The 18680-nt window shown below is 60.9% G+C and carries 9 protein-coding genes and 3 rRNA genes; 6 read left to right on the top strand and 6 right to left on the bottom strand.

Annotated features, from left to right (window positions below):
• Window positions 1-5397 (bottom strand): retention module-containing protein (locus CAG34_RS26685; RefSeq protein ID WP_143516546.1); only part of this gene is annotated, 5397 nt, incomplete at its 3' end.
• Between the two features lie 992 nt (window positions 5398-6389).
• Here CAG34_RS26685 and CAG34_RS26680 point away from each other — a divergent pair.
• Together CAG34_RS26680 and CAG34_RS26675 are read left to right on the top strand one after the other, a co-directional pair.
• Entirely contained in the window at window positions 6390-8546 is a 2157-nt protein-coding gene (locus CAG34_RS26680; protein WP_085593366.1) for a type I secretion system permease/ATPase, read from the top strand.
• Window positions 8536-9912 carry an HlyD family type I secretion periplasmic adaptor subunit gene (locus tag CAG34_RS26675; protein WP_038407794.1) on the top strand — a complete coding sequence of 459 codons (1377 nt, stop codon included), beginning with the start codon at window positions 8536-8538 and terminating at the stop codon, window positions 9910-9912. The genes CAG34_RS26680 and CAG34_RS26675 overlap by 11 nt, the downstream gene beginning before the upstream one ends.
• A gap of 160 nt (window positions 9913-10072) precedes the next feature.
• Here CAG34_RS26675 and lapD read toward each other — a convergent pair whose 3' ends face one another.
• Together lapD and lapG are read right to left on the bottom strand one after the other, a co-directional pair.
• Entirely contained in the window at window positions 10073-12019 is a 1947-nt protein-coding gene (gene lapD / locus CAG34_RS26670) for a cyclic di-GMP receptor LapD (protein WP_085593364.1), read from the bottom strand.
• Between the two features lie 10 nt (window positions 12020-12029).
• The gene (gene lapG, locus CAG34_RS26665; protein ID WP_170929341.1) at window positions 12030-12791 is read right to left on the bottom strand and encodes a cysteine protease LapG; all 762 of its coding nucleotides are present in this window, start codon (window positions 12789-12791) and stop codon (window positions 12030-12032) included.
• Window positions 12792-12995: 204 nt separating this feature from the next.
• On the opposite strand from lapG, the gene CAG34_RS26660 reads away from it, so the two are divergent.
• The 4 genes from CAG34_RS26660 to CAG34_RS26645 all read left to right on the top strand — a co-directional run bounded on the left by CAG34_RS26660 (window position 12996) and on the right by CAG34_RS26645 (window position 17972).
• Window positions 12996-13685 carry a GntR family transcriptional regulator gene (locus tag CAG34_RS26660; RefSeq protein ID WP_025337254.1) on the top strand — a complete coding sequence of 230 codons (690 nt, stop codon included), beginning with the start codon at window positions 12996-12998 and terminating at the stop codon, window positions 13683-13685.
• 110 nt (window positions 13686-13795) lie between these two features.
• A complete protein-coding gene (locus tag CAG34_RS26655) occupies window positions 13796-14299 on the top strand; it encodes a sigma-70 family RNA polymerase sigma factor (RefSeq protein ID WP_085593362.1) in 504 nt (167 codons plus the stop codon).
• A gap of 4 nt (window positions 14300-14303) precedes the next feature.
• A complete protein-coding gene (locus CAG34_RS26650) occupies window positions 14304-15260 on the top strand; it encodes a FecR domain-containing protein (protein WP_085593368.1) in 957 nt (318 codons plus the stop codon).
• 297 nt (window positions 15261-15557) lie between these two features.
• On the top strand, window positions 15558-17972 hold the full coding sequence (locus CAG34_RS26645; protein WP_085593360.1) for a TonB-dependent siderophore receptor: 2415 nt from the start codon (window positions 15558-15560) through the stop codon (window positions 17970-17972).
• A 135-nt stretch (window positions 17973-18107) separates the two neighbouring features.
• Here the strand turns inward: CAG34_RS26645 and rrf (CAG34_RS26640) are convergent.
• The 3 genes from rrf (CAG34_RS26640) to rrf (CAG34_RS26630) all read right to left on the bottom strand — a co-directional run bounded on the left by rrf (CAG34_RS26640) (window position 18108) and on the right by rrf (CAG34_RS26630) (window position 18673).
• Window positions 18108-18223: ribosomal RNA gene (gene rrf, locus CAG34_RS26640) — 5S ribosomal RNA — on the bottom strand.
• Window positions 18224-18332: 109 nt separating this feature from the next.
• Window positions 18333-18448: ribosomal RNA gene (gene rrf, locus CAG34_RS26635) — 5S ribosomal RNA — on the bottom strand.
• A 109-nt stretch (window positions 18449-18557) separates the two neighbouring features.
• A 5S ribosomal RNA gene (gene rrf / locus CAG34_RS26630) occupies window positions 18558-18673 on the bottom strand.
• Window positions 18674-18680 lie beyond the last annotated feature (7 nt).

Genomic DNA, 18680 nt, shown 5'->3' with positions numbered 1-18680 from the left:
GACGTCGTCGCTTGGGGCATCGATGGTGATCGACGCTTCTTTCGAACCGGCGGCGATGGTGATCGTCTCACCGTTGCTCAGCTTGATCACCAGGTCGGTGCCGGCCTTGTTGGTCAAGGTGGCGGTGTAGGTGATCTTGCCGCCTTCGGCCACGGTATCCGTCGCGGTCAGGGTGAGCGTGGTGACGTCCGGAGTCGCCGGGTTGTCGGTGACGGTGGTCACCGGCTCGCCAACCGCCACGGTTTTCTCGTAATTACCGCCCGAGATGTCGGTGATCTTGTTGGTCAGGTCGAGGTTGGTGTTATGGACGTTGTTCGGCGCGGTGAACGGTACCGAAGCCGACGACTCGCCCACCGGGATGGTGATGGTCTGGCCGTTGGCCAACTTTACCACCAGGTCCGAACCGGTGACCTTGTGGTTGACCGACGCGGTGTAAGTCACCACGCCGCCCTCGACCACGCTTTGCGTGGCGGCCAGGGTGACGGTAGTGGTGTCGATGGTGTCGGTGACCTTGGTCACGGCCGCAGTGTTGCTGACGTCGAGTTTCTCGAAGTCGCCACCGGTGGTGCCGGTGACGGTTACGCTCAAGTCTTCGGCATCGACGTAGACGTCGTCGCTTGGTGCATCGATAGTGATCGAGGCTTCTTTCGAGCCAGCGGCGATGGTGATGGTTTCACCGTTGCTCAGCTTGATCACCAGGTCGGTGCCAGCCTTGTTGGTCAAGGTGGCGGTGTAGGTGATCTTGCCGCCTTCGGCCACTGTCGGCGTAGCAGACAGGGTCAGGAAGGTGGTGTCCTCAGAGTCTGGTCCGTCTGTGACGGTGGTGCTGATCTCTGTCTTGTCCAGGGTCAGCTTTTCAAACTTCCACGCGTCTGCACCGCTGACCGAGTCGATGGCATTGACGACAGGCTGAGCGCCTACATAGATGTCATTCGGCGCGGTCACGGTGATCGAGCCGGTGGTGCTGTTGGCCGGCACTACAACAACGGTCTTGCCGTCGCTGAGGGTGAAATACAGCGTCGAGTGGCTATTGATCGGCAGGCCGTCTTTGCTGGTCAGCGTTACGGTGTAGGTAATCTCGCCACCTTCGGTGACGGACTCGGTGGCCGTCAGCTTGGCCACCACTTCGTTGATGGTGTCGGTTACTTTCACCGACGCATCGCCGCCCAATTGCAGGTTTTCGAAGCTGCTGCCTGCGGTATCGGCCGCCGACTTGAGGCCCACGCTGATTTCGCCAGCATCCTGATAAACGTCTTCACCCTGCTCGGCGTGGGTGTACTGCACGCTGGTTTCGCCCGCCTTGATAGTGACCTGGGCATTGTTGCTCAGGGTCACGACCAGATCGTGCGCCAGAACGGTGTTGATCTTCACGGTGAAGGTCGGGTTCTGGTTCTCGAAGACCGACTCCTGATTGGCCTCGATGGTGACCTTGACGATATCGCCGCCAGGGCCTGGGGTTCCGGGCTCGTCAGTCACCGTTGTGCTGACTTCGGTCTTGTCCAAGGTCAGTTTTTCGAACTTCCACGCGTCTGCACCGCTGACCGAGTCGATCGCGTTGACCACTGGCGCATTGGCGCCCACGTATACGTTGTCCGGCGCGGTCACGGTGATCGAACCGGTGGTGCTGTTGGCCGGTACCACAACAACGGTCTTGCCATCACTGAGGGTGAAGTACAGCGTCGAGTGGCTGTTGAGCGGCAAGCCGTCTTTGCTGGTCAGCGTGACGGTGTAGGTGATCTCGCCACCTTCGGTGACGGACTCGGTGGCGGTCAGCTTGGCCACCACTTCGCTGATGGTATCGGTCACCTCGACCGAAGCGGGACCGCCCAGCTGCAGGTTCTCGAAGACTCGCCCGTCGACATCTGCCGCCGACTCGACGCCCAGACTGATCTGGCCGGCGTCGTTATAGACATCATCGCCCTGCGCGTCGTGAGTATACGGCGCGCTGGTATCGCCAGCCTTGATGGTGACCTGGGCATTGTTGCTCAGGGTCACGACCAGGTCGTGTTCCAACGGGGCATTGATGCGTACGGTGAAGGTCGGCTTGAGGTTCTCAGCCACCGAGGGCTGGTCGGCGGTGATGGTGACCTCTACCAGATCGCCCTGGTTACCAGTACCCGGAATGCCGGAGCCTGGCTCGTCGGTTACGGAGGTGGTGACGGTATCACTGCTGAGCGTCAGCTTCTCGAAGCTGTCCGCACCCGATACGGATTCCAGCTTGTTCGCGATAGCCGCCTGACCACCGACATAAACGTCATCGGCGACCGTGATGGTCGCGGTACCCGACGCGTTGTTGGCCGGGATGGTGACTTTCGTCCCATCACTCAGAGTGAAGGTCAATGCGCCGTGCTGAGTAACCGGCAGACCCTGCGTGTTGGTCAGGGTGACGGTGTAGGTCACCTGGCCACCCTCGGCTACGGAGGCCTTGTCGACGGTCAGAGTAGCGACGACTTCACTGACGGTGTCCGAGATTTCAACGGTCGCCGGCCCACCAAGGTCCAGCTTCTCGAAAGTGGCACCCGATACGGTAGCGTCTGTGACGCTGAGGGTGACAGAGCCAGCGTCTTTGATTACGTCATCACCCTGGGCCGAGGTCTTGTACTCGACTTCGGTCTTGCCAGCTTCGATGGTCACGGTGTCGCCGTTGGACAAAGTGACAGTCAGAGGACGGTCCAGTGCCTGGCTTACTTTCACGGTGAAGGAAGGCTGCTGGTCTTCGGTCACATTGCCATTGCTGACGATGCTTACGGTGACAGTATCGATACTGTCACTGATCACAGTCGAAGCTGGTGTCGGGTTCGGGGTCAGTTGCTCGAAGTTGCCGCCTGTGGCGCTTTCGATGGTTACGCTGACGGTCGAGCCGTTGTTGTAAACGTCGTTGGCCGGAGTCTGGAAGTCAATACTGCCCTGGGTTTTACCGGCTTCGACGGTAATGGTCTGGCCGTTGGACAGGGTTACGGTCACCGGGGTTTGAGCCGGATTGCTCAGGGTCACGGTGTAGGTGATGACGCCACCTTCGGTCACCGACGGGCTCGCCGTCAGGGTCGCGGTGGTGTTGTCGACCGAGTCGTTGATCGTGGTCTGAGCCGGAGTCGGAGTCGGCACCAACTGCTCAAAGTTGCCGCCTGTGGCGCCCTCGATGGTGACGCTGACGGTCGAGCCGTTGTTGTAGACGTCGTTGGCCGGGGTCTGGAAGTCAACGCTGCCCTGGGTCTTGCCGGCTTCGACGGTGATGGTCTGGCCGTTGGACAGGGTCACGGTCACCGGCGACTGGGCCGGGTTGCTCAGGGTCACGGTGTAGGTGATGACGCCGCCTTCGGTCACCGACGGGCTCGCCGTCAGGGTCGCGGTGGTGGTGTCGATCGAGTCGTTGATCGTGGTCTGAGCTGGAGTCAGATTCGGCACCAACTGCTCGAAGTTGCCGCCTGTGGCGCCCTCGATGGTGACGCTGACGGTCGAGCCGTTGTTGTAGACGTCGTTGGCCGGGGTCTGGAAGTCAACGCTGCCCTGGGTCTTGCCGGCTTCGACGGTGATGGTCTGGCCGTTGGACAGGGTTACGGTCACCGGCGACTGGGCCGGGTTGCTCAGGGTCACGGTGTAGGTGATGACGCCGCCTTCGGTCACCGACGGGTTCGCCGTCAGGGTCGCGGTGGTGGTGTCGACCGAGTCGTTGATGGTGGTCTGAGCTGGAGTCGGATTCGGCACCAACTGCTCGAAGTTGCCACCGGTCGCACCGGTAATCGTGGCGCTGACAGTTGAACCGTTGTTGTAGACGTCGTTAGCCGGAGTCTGGAAGTCAATACTGCCCTGGGTTTTACCGGCTTCGACGGTAATGGTCTGGCCGTTGGACAGGGTTACGGTCACCGGGGCTTGAGCCGGATTGCTCAGGGTCACGGTGTAGGTGATGACGCCACCTTCGGTCACCGACGGGATCGCCGTCAGGGTCGCGGTGGTGGTGTCGACCGAGTCGTTGATGGTGGTCTGAGCTGGAGTCGGATTCGGCACCAACTGCTCGAAGTTGCCACCGGTCGCACCGGTAATCGTGGCGCTGACAGTTGAACCGTTGTTGTAGACGTCGTTAGCCGGAGTCTGGAAGTCAATACTGCCCTGGGTTTTACCGGCTTCGACGGTGATCGTCTGGCCGTTGGACAGGGTTACGGTCACCGGGGTTTGAGCCGGATTGCTCAGGGTCACGGTGTAGGTGATGACGCCGCCTTCGGTCACCGACGGGTTCGCCGTCAGGGTCGCGGTGGTGTTGTCGACCGAGTCGTTGATCGTGGTCTGAGCCGGAGTCGGATTCGGCGTCAGCTGCTCGAAGTTGCCGCCCGTGGCGCCCTCGATGGTGACGCTGACGGTAGAGCCGTTGTTGTAGACGTCGTTGGCCGGGGTCTGGAAGTCAACGCTGCCCTGGGTCTTGCCAGCTTCGATGGTAATGGTCTGGCCGTTGGACAGGGTTACTGTCACCGGGGTCTGCGCCGGGTTGCTCAGGGTCACGGTGTAGGTGATGACGCCGCCTTCAGTCACGCTTGGAGAAGCGGTCAGGGTCGCGGTGGTAGTGTCGATGGTATCGGTAACCTGGGTAACCGCAGGTGTTTGCGGCACGGTCACCGTCAGCCCACCGCCCCCGGTGGTGCCCGTTACGGTCGCCGAAATCTGGTCCCCGTCGATATACGGGGTATCGTTTGCCGGAACCACGACGTTGACGCTGCCCGAGGTCTGCCCGGCCGGAATGACGATTACGGCCCCGTTGGAAAGGGTGACCACCAGGTTGGTGCTCGGTGCCTGGCCAACCGTAGCGGTATAAACGATTACACCACCCGCTTCGCTGATGGACGGGGTAGCGCCAAGAACCAGGTCGGTAGCAACGCTGGTATCCGTCGTCGGCGTAGTTACCTGGTTGTTGCTGGTGGTATCCAGCACGCCAACCTCTTCGCCATCGAGCACGGCAGCAAAGCCCAGCCCGTCAGTCGGGAAGCCGACGGTAGGGTCGACCCGGCCCGCGGTTTCTTCGAGCATGACAAAGCTGTGGCCACCGCCCAGTGCACCACCACCGCCCGCCGATGATGGGCCAGCCGCAGTCGCTTCAAGTTCGGTAGTCGGGTCGACACCGGCAGCGATCGCCTGTTGCAGCTCCTCCACCGACGGCGCGGCCTGTGCGGTCGCCTGGCTCAGGTCGGTGCTGCTGTCTGGCGCATCGGCGCTCCACTGGCTATCACGACCCAGGTCGAGCAGACGGCCATCGGCCAGCTCCAAAGTAACTGCACCACCCGGGCCGGTGAGCACTTCCTCACCGGCCAGAAGGCGGTCCCCTTCGATCAGAACACGCCGAATGCCCTCTGGGGATACCGCAATAACCTGGCCGACAATACTTTTGACGATGGCTACAACGCTGCTCATTGGACTCTCCGTGTGACCCGATGGGTACTTCCCTGCCAGAGCGGCACTTGCAGACCACTTCAGGCGGAACTATGTCGATGATCTCTAGACGTTTATTGGCGTCAATATTCCGTCTATAACTTTTTGGAATTAACCAAATGCCAAACTATTGACCTTATACATTGCCATCCTAAACAATCAGCAATGTAATGTCACATTGATATTCGAATCTTAACCATGCGCTTCTTGAGGATAAGTGTCGTACATCATCCAAAGCGTCTTCAGCCAGTACTTTCAGCAGCTTTCCTCGTGCCTAGGTAACCGCAAAGAATACGACTGGACAACCGCTCATCGGCAGCTGTCAAAGATTCAAGCGTCAATAACCAAGTCACTTTCGCTCGCTCGGGTCATTGCCTGGTTACAAGCACAAACCTTGCCTGAAGGCAGCAAGACTTTGATCGGGAAGCCAGGCAAAAGCGCGGCCATACGATAGCTCACGGAGCCAGCAGCCCGCACCGCTGCACAATCAGGCACCCGATTTGCCGTAGATCAAAGAGATAGCGAACCACTGCGCAAATACTGCCAGCCCGAAAATGAGAAAACGTAGTCGATTGTCGAACCAAAGCCTGTCAGCGACCTGCTTTCCAATAATAAATTTTGCCTAATTAGTTACCGAATGACGTCAACAAATAAGCGCCTGTTTATTGACAAGCTACAAGTCGATACCGACAACTCCTCTGCCGCCAGACGGATGGCAGGCTATGCTGCAAATTAATTCGGCCTGGATGCTGACTGGATCAAAAATGAAACATCCGCCACTCAGCATCGTCTGCCAAGAATGAAGACCGTAGAATTGTTTACTCAATACCGATTCAAGGCGACCATTGGCCGGTTGCCCAAGCGCCAAGGTGCCGTAGCCTCATGACCACTGCCTGGCAGCGCCATTGAACGCCAGGGTGAGCCAGCCTGAACGGCGGCACACCCCCCCACCCACCACAAGGATGAAGAGCCGCGTGGAATCCGAAGTCAGTCGAGTCCAACTCAGCCACGATCCACGCAGTCAGCATGACGATCCCCTGCTGGATAGTCTGTTGAGCCTGTGTGTTCTGCACCAGAAACCCGCCAGCCGGGTCATGCTGACCACCGGCCTGCCGCTGCCGGCCCAGCGCCTGAGCCCCGAGCTTCTGCCCCGCGCAGCCGCCCGGGCCGGCCTGCAGGGGCGCCTGCTGCAGCGTAAGCTGGAGCAGATCCCGAGCATCGCCATGCCGGCCATGCTGCTGCTCAAGGAAGGCCGCAGCGCCGTCCTGCTGGGCTGGGAAAACCAAGACACCGCGCGCCTGCTGCTCAGCGAGAGCGATGGCGGCGAGGTACATGTCAGCCGCGAAGCCCTGCAAAGCGATTACAGTGGCCGGGTATTCTTCGCCCAGCCGCAGCACAAGTTCGACGTCAACCACGGCAACCTCATCCCGCGGGCGAAGTCGTGGTTCCGCGATACCTTGCTGCGCAGCAAGTGGCTATATATCGACGCCATCGCCGCCAGCCTGGTGATCAACCTGATCGCCCTGGCCGCGCCACTGTTCGTGATGAACGTATATGACCGGGTGGTGCCCAACCAAGCCACCTCGACCCTCTGGGTGTTGGCCATCGGCATCGCCGGTGCCTACATCTTCGACCTGATCCTCAAGGGCCTGCGCGGCTTGTGCCTGGACCTGGCCGGCAAGAAGACCGACCTGATCATTTCGGCAACGCTGTTCGAACGTATCGTCGGCATGTCGATGAAGTACCGCCCGGCCAGGGTCGGCAGCTTTGCCCAGAACATTCACGAATTCCAGGGCCTGCGTGACTTCCTCGCCTCGCTGACCCTGACCAGCCTGATCGACCTGCCGTTCACCGTCCTGATCCTGATCGTCATCGCCATCATTGGCGGGCACCTGGTGTGGATCCCGATCATCGCCTTCCCGCTGGCCTTGGGCATCGGTTACGCCCTGCAACGGCCACTGATGGCGACCATGGAACGGACCATGGCCCTGGCCTCGGAGCGCCAGTCCAGCCTGATCGAGACCCTTGCCGGCCTGGATGCGGTAAAGGTCAACAACGCCGAAAGCGAACGCCAGTACATGTGGGAGCAGACCCTGGGTACCCTCAGCCGCCTGGAACTGCGGGTGAAGGTGCTGTCGAGCCTGGCGATGAACATCACCCTGCTGATCCAGCAACTGGCAGGCGTGGCGATGATCTGCGTCGGCGTGTACCTGATCATCGACGGCAACCTGAGCATGGGCGGCCTGGTGGCCTGCTACATGCTCAGCGGCCGTGCCCTCGGCCCGCTGGGCCAGCTCAACGGCCTGCTCGCCCGCTACCAGCAAGCCAAGGTGACCATGGTCTCCACCGACCACATGATGGAACTGCCGCAAGAACGCAACTTCGAAGAACGCCCGCTGAGCCGCAAGGTGCTGCAGGGCAGCGTCGAGTTCCGGGGGGTCGATTTCACCTACCCGAACCAACAGAATCAGGCCTTGAAGAACATCAACCTCACCATCCGCCCCGGCGAGAAGGTGGGCATTATCGGCCGCAGTGGCTCGGGCAAGAGCTCGCTGGCCAAGCTCATCGTCGGCCTGTACGAGGCCGATAGCGGCTCGCTGCTGGTCGATGGCGTGGACATTCGCCAGATCGACGTCAGCGAACTGCGCCACAACATCGGCTACGTGCCCCAGGACATCCAGCTGCTGGCCGGTACCCTGCGCGATAACCTGGTCAGCGGGGCTCGCTACATCGAGGATGAGTTGATTCTGCAAGCTGCCGAACTGGCGGGTGTGCATGAGTTCGCCCGGTTGCACCCGGACGGCTACGAGTTGCAGGTGGGTGAACGCGGGCAGAACCTGTCCGGTGGCCAGCGGCAGAACGTCGCCCTGGGCCGCGCGCTGTTGCTCAACCCGCAGATCCTGCTGCTGGACGAACCGACCAGCGCCATGGACAACACCGGCGAAGAACGCCTCAAGCAGCGCCTGCAGGCGGTGGTGGAAGGGAAGACGATGCTGCTGGTCACACACCGTGCCTCGCTGCTGTCGCTGGTGGACCGGCTGATCGTGATCGATCGCGGGCAGATTGTCGCCGACGGCCCGAAAGCCGCGGTCATGGATGCGCTGAAGAAGGGGCAGATCAGTGTTGCATAAGCTGGATGTGGGGCAATTCAAGGACGGCCTGCGGCGCTATTTCAAGGGTTCCGATTCACTGGGCGGCCAGCCGCTGCCAGAGGTCAACAAGGCCCTGATCGAGGATGCACCGCGGGTCGTGCGGCTGACCATCTGGGGCGTGATCCTGTTCTTCGTGTTCCTGATCGTGTGGGCCAGCGTAGCGCCCATCGACGAAGTTACGCGGGGTGAAGGCAAGGCCATTCCGTCGTCCAAGGTGCAGAAGATCCAGAACCTGGAGGGCGGCATCGTCGCCGAGATCTTCGCCAAGGAAGGGCAGATCGTCGAAGTGGGCCAGCCATTGCTGCGCCTGGATGAAACCCGCTTCGCCTCCAACGTGGGTGAAACCGAGGCCGACCGCCTGGCCATGGCCTTGCGTGTCGAGCGCCTGAGTGCCGAGGTCGAGGACAGCCCGCTGAAGATCGACGAAGCGCTGCGCAAGGCCGCGCCAAGCCAGGCGGCCAGTGAAGAGTCGTTGTACCAGAGCCGGCGCCAGCAACTTCAGGACGAGATTGGTGGCCTGCAACAGCAGCTGGTACAGCGCCAGCAGGAACTGCGCGAATACAGTTCGAAACGTGCCCAGTACGCCAACAGCCTGCAATTGTTGCGCAAGGAGATCAGCATGTCCGAGCCCCTGGTGGCCACCGGGGCGATCTCCCAGGTTGAGGTGCTGCGCCTGCGCCGCGCCGAAGTGGAGAACCGCGGTCAGCTGGACTCCACGGCGCTGGCCATCCCGCGTGCCGAGGCGGCCATTCGCGAGGTGCAAAGCAAGATCGAAGAGACCCGTGGCAAATTCCGCAGCGAAGCGCTGACCCAATTGAACGAAGCGCGCACCGAGCTGAACAAGGCCACGGCGACCAGCAAGGCGCTGGATGATCGCGTGCACCGCACCATGGTTACTTCGCCGGTACGCGGTATCGTCAAGCAGCTGCTGGTAAATACCATTGGCGGGGTGATCCAGCCGGGCAGCGACATCATAGAAATCGTGCCGCTGGACGACTCACTGGTCATCGAGGCGAAGATCCTGCCCAAGGACATCGCCTTCCTGCACCCTGGGCAGGAAGCGACGGTCAAGTTCACGGCCTATGACTACACCATCTACGGTGGGCTGAAGGCCAAGCTGGAGCAGATCGGTGCCGACACCATCACCGATGAAGACAAGAAGACCACCTACTACCTGATCAAGCTGCGCACCGACCGCAGCCACCTGGGCACTGACGAGAAGCCGCTGCTGATCATTCCGGGGATGGTGGCGACGGTCGATATCATGACCGGCAAGAAGACCATCATGAGCTACCTGCTCAAGCCGATCATGAAGGCGCGTTCGGAAGCGTTGCGCGAGCGTTAAAAAGCACACTCATCGCCGCGACCCACACTGTGGGAGCGGCCTTGTGTCGCGAAAGGGCTGCACAGCAGCCCCAGCGATTTATGCATCTTTGCTGAAATCCTGGGGCCGCTGTGCGGCCCTTTCGCGACACAAGGCCGCTCCTACAAGGGACCGCATACCCTCAGCGCCAGGGGGCAGGCTCGCCAACCAACTGCCCCTGAATCCCGCCTACACCCATCTCCCGCAACACCAACCGCTCACCGTCCGTCTCGACCCGCTCGGCAATCAGCGGCAGGTCGATGCTGTGTGCGGCGCTCTGGACCGCTTCTATGAACAGCCGCTTGTGCTGCTCTTGATCAATGTTGCGGATGTAGCTGCCATCGATCTTCAGGTACGCCAGGCCCAGGTGCGCCAGGTTGCCGATCATGCTGAAACGCCCACCAAAGCGTTGCAGCGCCAGGCCGAAGCCAAGCGCGTGCAGGCGCCGGGTGAGTTGCTCCAGGGCCGCCTGCTCAGGTAACTGCTCCTCGCCAATTTCAAAAACCAGCCGCGGGCCGAGCGCCGTGTTCTGGCCCAGAAGCTCGAAAACACGCTGAAGTGCCTTGGGGTCGGCCAGGGTGGCGGCGGACAGGTTCAGTGCCAACACCTGGTCATGCCCTCGAAGGTGCGCCAGCACTTTCTCCAACACCAGCACATCAAGCCGCGGCATCCAGCCGAAGCGCTCCAGCCAGGGCAGGAAGCGGCCGGCCGGCAGCGCCTCGCCCTGGCCATCCTGCAAACGCGAAATCACTTTGTGGTGCAGTACCCGTTGCGCAGAAGCGCAATCCACCACTGGCTGGAAGAACAGTTCGAAATGCCCATTGTCGAACGCCTGGTCCAGCCGCTCGTGCCAGACATGCTGGCTATCCGCGGCAACTGCAGCCACGCCTTGTTCAAGGCATACCCAACCCGGTGTTGGCTGGTTCTCGGCGCGGGCCAGGGCCTCGTCGGCAAGCTTCAGCAATGCCTGCGGTGAATCACCGGGGCTGAACGGCGCCAGGCCGATACAAGCCACCGGGTCGATATCACTGGCGCCCGTTTCGTGCAGGCTGTGCAGCGTCGCTTCCAGGGCCTGGGCAAGCTGTACCGCCTCTTCATGCACCATACCCGGCGCCAGCACGGCGAACTCGCCCCCACGGCTGCGGGAAATCAGGTCGTTGGTTTCCGGGTAGCTGGCACAGGTGCGACGCAACTGCTCACCCACGGCCTGTAGCAACTGGTCGGTACGCTGGCCGCCAAGACGGGCGTTCAACCCCGCCAGCCCCTGGACCCGCAGCAACAGCAGGTAGCCGGCGCGCGCTTCTTCCAGATTGCTCACCCGCGTGTTCAGCTGCATCTCGAAATAACGGCGGTTGGACAGCCCTGTCAGGCTGTCCTGATAAGACTCGGCACGCAGCCGCTCACTGCGCTCGGCTTGCTCGGTAAACAGTGCCTTGAGCTTCTCGACCATCTGGTTCATCGCCTGTACTACCCGGCGCAGCTCCGGCGTGCGCGGCAACTCGGGCAGGCTGAGGAATTCGCGGCGGGCAATGGCGTGGGACTGCTCGACCATGTAGTCCAGCGGCCGCAACTGACGACGCAAGAGCAAGGCGCCGAGTACCGCACTGGCCGCGCCACACAGCAGCAGCCAACCCAGGCTGCCCAGGGCGCTCTGCCAGAGTTTGGCAATGGCGAACATCGGGTGGCTGATTACTTCAACGCGTGCGGCCTGCTGCCAGCCGCGGCTGACGATGGCATCGCCACCGGCGGCTTCCAGGCCGATCAGGTGCACGAACCAGCGCGGCACACCGCCGGGGTCCGGCTCAGCGTGGCGCTCCACCAGCACAGCATTGGAACTCAAGTCGACAACCTTGATGCTTGAGTAGTAACCACTGTCGAAGATCGAGCTGACCATCAGCTCGACCATCGCCGGGTCATCAATATTCGGCGTCAGCGACAGCGCCAGCGCGGTCGCCGCATCCTGGGCGTGCGAGCGCAACTGGTTGACGTATTGGCTGCGCGAACTTTCCAGGCTGACCATGAAACTGCCACTGAAGGCGACCACCAGGAACAGGCAAATGGCCAACAGCAATTGTTTGAACAGTGACATCTGTGCTCCTTCAGTAGACCGGCTCGGCCGGGAACCCTTCGGCCTGCATTTTCTTCAGCAAATCCTGCCAGCGCGACAACCGCTTGGTATCGCCGACCTTCTTGTTGCCTGCGGCGCCCGTCAGCCACAAACCCTCACCATTGAAGGCGTACACCGGCAGCAGGTCGGTACGCTGGCTGGCCGGCTTGATGGCATCCATCAGGCTGTCGAGCACCAATGGTTGTGCCTGTGGGCTTGAATAATAGGTCAGGACCATGTGCGCCCGGTTCTGTCGCAGCGCCTTGACGTAGGTGATGCGCAGCTTTTCGCTGGGGATGCCCATGCGCCGCAGACTGAAATACTTGGCGATGGCGTAGTCCTCGCAGTCCCCTGCGCCCTTGATCAGCGCCTGCACCGGCGTGGCCCAATAATCGACCTCATGCCACAGGTCGATATCCTCGACATAGCGCAATTGCTGGTTGAAGAAGCGGTTGACCACCTGCAATCGCTCAAGCTCCGTACCCTGCTTCTGCGTGGCCATCAGGTTCTGCCAGGCATCGATCCGACCCTGCCCGGCACCCAAGGGGCCATAAAGGGCCTGCGACTTGCGGCTGATCTGGGAAAAGTCCCAATCCGCGTGCAACCCGCCCAGCAGCAGGCTGCCAAGCAGCACAGCAAGGCCGACACGTTGCACAACAGTTTTGAGCATCCAGGATATCGCCACTGCGAAGCCCTGTTCAGGCCAGTCGAAAGCAGCGATGGTGCGGCTTGCCACGGCAAAAGACAATGGCACCCTGCAATCATGCACCCGCCGGTCACCCGACCTACACTTTCTGGTTATAACCTTCCATAGGCCGCTTCCTTTGACCGGCGACTTCATCCACCATAGCCGCGCTTTTGGGGCGCCGGTTCCATTACCGGTAAAGGTTTGACACCCCCAAGAGCTGTTACTAGTGTCATTGGATCCAACTTTAGTCATCGTTGAGGCAGACGTCGCGTGGCCGAGAAAATCAAATTGAGCAATGTGCTGGCCAGCGAGCAGCTGTTGCCGCACCAGGCCCGTGGCGTGATCGAAGAACGCCTGCGCAGTGCCATTCTTGATGGCCGCTTGCCCCCAGGTACTGCCGTAAGACAACAAGAGCTCGCCACCTTGTTCGGTGTCAGCCGCATGCCCGTGCGCGAGGCCCTGCGCCAGCTCGAAGCGCAATCGCTGCTGAAAGTGGAGATGCACAAGGGTGCGGTGGTTGCGCCGTTGATCGGCGAGGACGCGGTGGACACCTATGCCCTGCGCGTGCTGCTCGAGACCGAGGCGCTGCGCCAGTCCATTCCGCTGCTCGATGCCAGCGACATCGCCAGCGCCCGCGGGTATATCCAGCAACTGGAAAACGAAACGCGTCACGCTGAAATCGGCCGCCTCAATCGCCTGTTCCACATGTCGTTGTACAACAAGGCGCCGAACAAGAAGCTGCTGCGCCTGATCGAGGACGAACTGAATGAGGAAGAGCGCTTCCTGCGGTTTCATCTTTCGTCCATGGGCCTGGGCAAGCTCACCCAGGACGATCACAACGCACTGGCGGATGCGGCTGGCGACAAGCTGGTGGACGAAGCGGTAGCGGTGCTGGAACGGCACCTGAATAACGCATCGCGGGTAATCCGCAAGTATCTGGATACGCAACTGGGGCGCTAGCGGGTAGTGACTGCGCGCATGGTGCAGTCGGCTGGGTTGCAAAATGATCGGCCCCCGCCAACAATGAGACTAATTATCATTCATGTCCATTGATGGCAGCGCCCTCACCCATGCCCAGCAACGATTCCGTGCAAACGCTCTACAGTGACCACCACGGCTGGTTGCATGCCTGGCTACGCAGCAAGCTGGGCAACGCCGCCGATGCCGCAGACCTGGCCCAGGACACCTTCGTGCGCCTGTTGCAACGTCGCGAACACCTGCAACTGAATACTCCCCGGGCCTTCCTGCGGACGGTCGCGCGCGGGCTGGTGATCGACCACTGGCGGCGCGAGGAACTGCACAGGGCCTATCTCGAGGCATTGGCACAGTTGCCGGAAGCACAGGCCCCCTCGGCCGAAACGCGTGAGCTGCTGCTGGAGTTGCTGGAGCGCATCGCGCGCATGCTCGACGACCTCAAGCCCAAAGTACGCCGCGCATTCCTGCTGGCCCAATGCGAGGGGCTGAAGCACCAGGCCATCGCCGACCAGATGGGCATCTCGGTACGTACCGTGGAGCGCTACATCGCCGACGCGCTCTACCATTGCTACCTGCTGCGCTACAGCGACGAGTGCTGACATGATGACCGCCGCACAGCCTGGCGCAACCACGGTCAAACAGGCCATCCAGTGGATGCTGAGGCTGCGCGAGAGCGGGCATGACCCTGCCCTGCAGCAACAGTGCAGGCAATGGCGCACTGCCCACCACGAACACGAACAGGCCTGGCAACGGGTGATCCACCTGCATCAGGACCTCGACCTGCGTGCCGTCCCTGGCGCCGGGCTGGCTTTGCAGACCCTGGAGACCAGCCAGCGCCGGCTGCACCGTCGGCAGGCGTTGAAGCTGCTTGGTGGCGTTGCCATGGCGGGGACGGCGGCATGGCTGGGAAAAGACCTCGATGCGGTCAACGCCTGGACATCGGACTACGCCACCGGCACGGGCGAACGACGCAGCTTTGCGCTTCCCGACGGCTCGCTGATGCAACTCAATACCCGCAGTGCTGTCGACCTGGCCTTCAATGACCAGCAGCGCCTGGTCCGCCTGAAGCAGGGGGAACTGATGATTGCCTGCAGCCGGCAGCGTCCCTTGCTTGTACAAACTCGTGACGCGTTGCTGGAAGGGTTCGAAGGGCGCTTTGTGGCGCGCCAGGACAGCGACTGCACGCGGGTCAGTGTCAGCCATGGGCGGGTGGCTGTACACCGGCCTGGCAATGGACCGCTGCAATGGATCGAAAGCGGCCAGAACTGGCGTCTGGATGCGCAGGGTACACACCGGCTCGAGCAGGTGGACATGGATGCGATGGCCTGGACCGAGGGCCTGATCGTCACCCGGGACATGCGCCTGTTCGACTTCCTCTCGCAGGTCAGCCGTTATCGGCATGGCTATCTGGGCTGCAGCGACGATATTGCCGATTTGCGCTTGTCGGGTGTATTCCGCCTCGAAGACCCGGAGCAACTGCTGCAACTGCTACCACGGACGCTGCCCGTGCGGCTTCGCCATCGTACACGCTGGTGGGTTCGCGTGGAGGGGCTGGCCTGATCTGACGGGGGCTATTGCGTTCAGGGCTGCTATGCAACCCTTCGCCGGCAAGCCAGCTCCCACAGGGATCGCACAAGGCCTGAGGGCTATGCAATACCTGTGAGTGCTGGCTTGCCGGCGATGGGGCGCGTAGCGGCCCCAATAACTTTTTTGACGGGTTTTGAATGCCGGTCCGGCTAGGACAGTAAGCGACACCTCCTGCCCTCACACTTCAACGGACCCCTCATGCATACCGCCCCCGTGCACACGCGCACCTTCAACGCGAATGATTTTCGACCTGTCTTGCACTCAGCACCTTTGCGCAAAGCAGTCCGGGCTGCCCTGTTTGGCACCGCCTTGGGCCTGACAGCCGTCACGCAACTGTCCATAGCAGCTGAAACCGCCCAGGTGAGCCACCACTATGCGATCCCGGCCGGCCAGTTGGATGACGTGCTCAACCAGTTCGCCCGCCAGGCTGGCATCACCTTGTCGAGCACACCCCAGCTCACCCAAGGCTTGCAGTCGAACGGGCTGCAGGGGCAATACCCAACCGATCAGGCACTGCACCAGTTGCTCAATGGCAGCGGCCTGGAAGCCGTCAGCCAGGACGGCCGCAGCTACGTGCTTCAGGCACAACCCCAAAGCGCTGCATTGTCATTGCCAGACACCGATATCCGTAGCTTCACCCTCGGCAATGCACTGGGCAGCATGGAGGGTTACAACGCTACCCATAGCCAAGTGGCGACCAAGACCAGCATGCCACTGGTAGAGACATCGCAATCGGTCTCGGTGGTTACCCGACAGCAGATGGACGACCAAGGCTCACAAACGGTTGCCCAAGCCATGCGCTACACACCTGGGGTACTGACCAACCCCTACGGGGCGACCCATCGTTATGACTATGTGGCCATGCGTGGCTTCAACGACGGCTCGGTGGACAACATCTACGTCGACGGGCTCAAGTCGATGGGAGACAACGGCACCTACAGCACCATGCAGGTGGACCCGTACTTCCTGGAGCGCATCGATATTCTCAAGGGACCTTCTTCGGTACTGTATGGCCGTAGCTCGCCAGGAGGCCTGGTGGCGCTGACCACCAAGAAGCCGCTGTTTACCCCCTACCATCAAGTCCAGGCCACCATCGGTACCCAAGGCCAGCGTGGCATGGGTTTCGACTTCAGCGGCCCCGTGGATGACGACAAGCGTATCGCTTATCGCCTGACAGGCCTGGCGGATGCTTCCGACACGCAGTTCGACCACAACAAGGAAGAACGCTACGCCATCGCGCCGGCCGTCAGCATCGACTTCAGCGAAGACACTTCGCTGACCCTGCAGGCCTACCTGCAACACGACCCCAACGGCGGCTATCACGGCGGTAACCCCGCAGATGGCATGCTGCACAAACGCAACGGCTTGCGCCTGTCGGACCACTTCTTCGAGGGCGAGCCGGGTATCGACAACTACGAGCGTACCCAACAGTCCTTCAGCTACCAGTTCGAGCATCGCTTCAACGATGTGTTCACGGCACGCCAGAACTTCCGCTATCAGGATTCCGACGTGTCGATGGACCAGGTGTATTCCGCCGGTTGGGCGGATGCCGACAGCAATATCCTCAACCGCGCCTATACCGGCGGCGACGAACGCCTGCATTCGTACATCATCGACAACATGCTGCAGGCGGAATTCTTCACCGGGGCCGCCAAACACACCTTGCTGCTGGGCGCCGACTACCAGCGACGCAAGGCTGACGTGGCCTGGCGTTATGGCACAGTCGATCCGTTGGATGCAGGCAACCCGCAGTACGGCAACGGCAACCTTCAGGTGCTGGGCGAGAACCGCTACCAGCGGCGCTTGCAGCAAACGGGTGTTTACCTGCAGGATCTGGTGGAGCTGAACCAATGGCGCTTCTCGTTGGGGCTGCGCCAGGACTGGGTGAAGGTGTCCGAGGAGAATCGCGACAGCAACACCAAGGTCAGTGACCAGCGCTCCAGGTTCACTACCCGCGCAGGTGTGCTCTACCTGTTCGAGAACGGTATTGCGCCCTATGTCAGTTACTCGGAGTCGTTCAACCCCAATACCGTATCCGACCAGCAAGGCCGCCCTCTGGCACCGACCGAGGGCACTCAATGGGAGGCTGGTATCAAGTATCAGCCGCCGGGTAGCGACAACCTGTTCACCGCATCGGTGTTCCGCATCGAGCAGGAGAACCTGGCCTCGAAGCAGCCTGACGAGGACTTCTATCGCCCTGTAGGGCAAGTGCGCTCACAAGGGCTGGAACTGGAGGCCCATGTGCAACTGACCGACAGCTTGAAGCTGCTGGGCGGCTATACCTTTACCGATATCGAGTACGCAAAGTCGATGCCCAGCCTGGTGTCTGGCAACCTGGATAACAAGGGCAATTCGCCAACCCAGGCACCGAAACAGATGTTCTCGCTTTGGGCTGACTACAACTTCCACCAGGGGGCCCTGGATGGCCTGCGCTTGGGCGGTGGGGTGCGGTATGTGGGGTACAGCTGGGTGGATGCGGAAAACAGCATGAAGGTGCCCTCCTATACCCTGTTCGACGCCTCGATCGGCTATGACCTGGGCAAGGTCGGCCTCCGGGGGATGGATGTACGCCTGAACGCCAATAACCTCACCAATGAAAGCTACATCACCTCGTGTGCAAGCCTGAATTACTGCTACATGGGTGAAGAGCGCAATATCAGTGCCACGGTCAGCTATCAGTTCTGACTCTATGGTGGTCGCTGCGCGTCCGATCGCGACACAAGGCCGCTCCTACACGGGAAGCGCGCTCGCCTGAAAGTGCGCCCCCCCGGAAAAGACAAAGCCCCTGTCTGCATCGCAGACAGGGGCTTTGGATTTGAATCTTGACGATGACCTACTCTCACATGGGGAAACCCCACACTACCATCGGCGATGCATCGTTTCACTGCTGAGTTCGGGATGGGATCAGGTGGTTCCAATGCTCTATGGTCGTCAAGAAATTCTTTGTGCTGGCCCGTCCCTCGGACGTACCTGCGAATCTCTGTAGTTCCTACTTAAAGACAAAACCCCTACCTGCATGTGCAGATAGGGGTTTTGCGAAATGAATCTTGACGATGACCTACTCTCACATGGGGAAACCCCACACTACCATCGGCGATGCATCGTTTCACTGCTGAGTTCGGGATGGGATCAGGTGGTTCCAATGCTCTATGGTCGTCAAGAAATTCTTTGTGCTGGCCCGTCCCTCGGACGTACCTGCGAATCTCTGTAGTTCCTACTTAAAGACAAAACCCCTACCTGCATGTGCAGATAGGGGTTTTGCGAAATGAATCTTGACGATGACCTACTCTCACATGGGGAAACCCCACACTACCATCGGCGATGCATCGTTTCACTGCTGAGTTCGGGATGGGATCAGGTGGTTCCAATGCTCTATGGTCGTCAAGAAATTCT

Source organism: Pseudomonas sp. B14(2017), assembly GCF_002113255.1.
Classification (GTDB): domain Bacteria; phylum Pseudomonadota; class Gammaproteobacteria; order Pseudomonadales; family Pseudomonadaceae; genus Aquipseudomonas; species Aquipseudomonas putida_Z.
The sequence above is the reverse complement of the archived record's forward strand: the minus strand, read 5'-3'. Positions and strand labels throughout refer to the sequence as shown.

Bases quoted from the DNA above. Each gene is read 5' to 3' on its own strand.
- lapD (WP_085593364.1), bottom strand. From the start codon at position 12,019: ATGTCACTGTTCAAACAATTGCTGTTGGCCATTTGCCTGTTCCTGGTG.
- CAG34_RS26655 (WP_085593362.1), top strand. From the start codon at position 13,796: ATGCCCAGCAACGATTCCGTGCAAACGCTCTACAGTGACCACCACGGC.
- CAG34_RS26650 (WP_085593368.1), top strand. From the start codon at position 14,304: ATGACCGCCGCACAGCCTGGCGCAACCACGGTCAAACAGGCCATCCAG.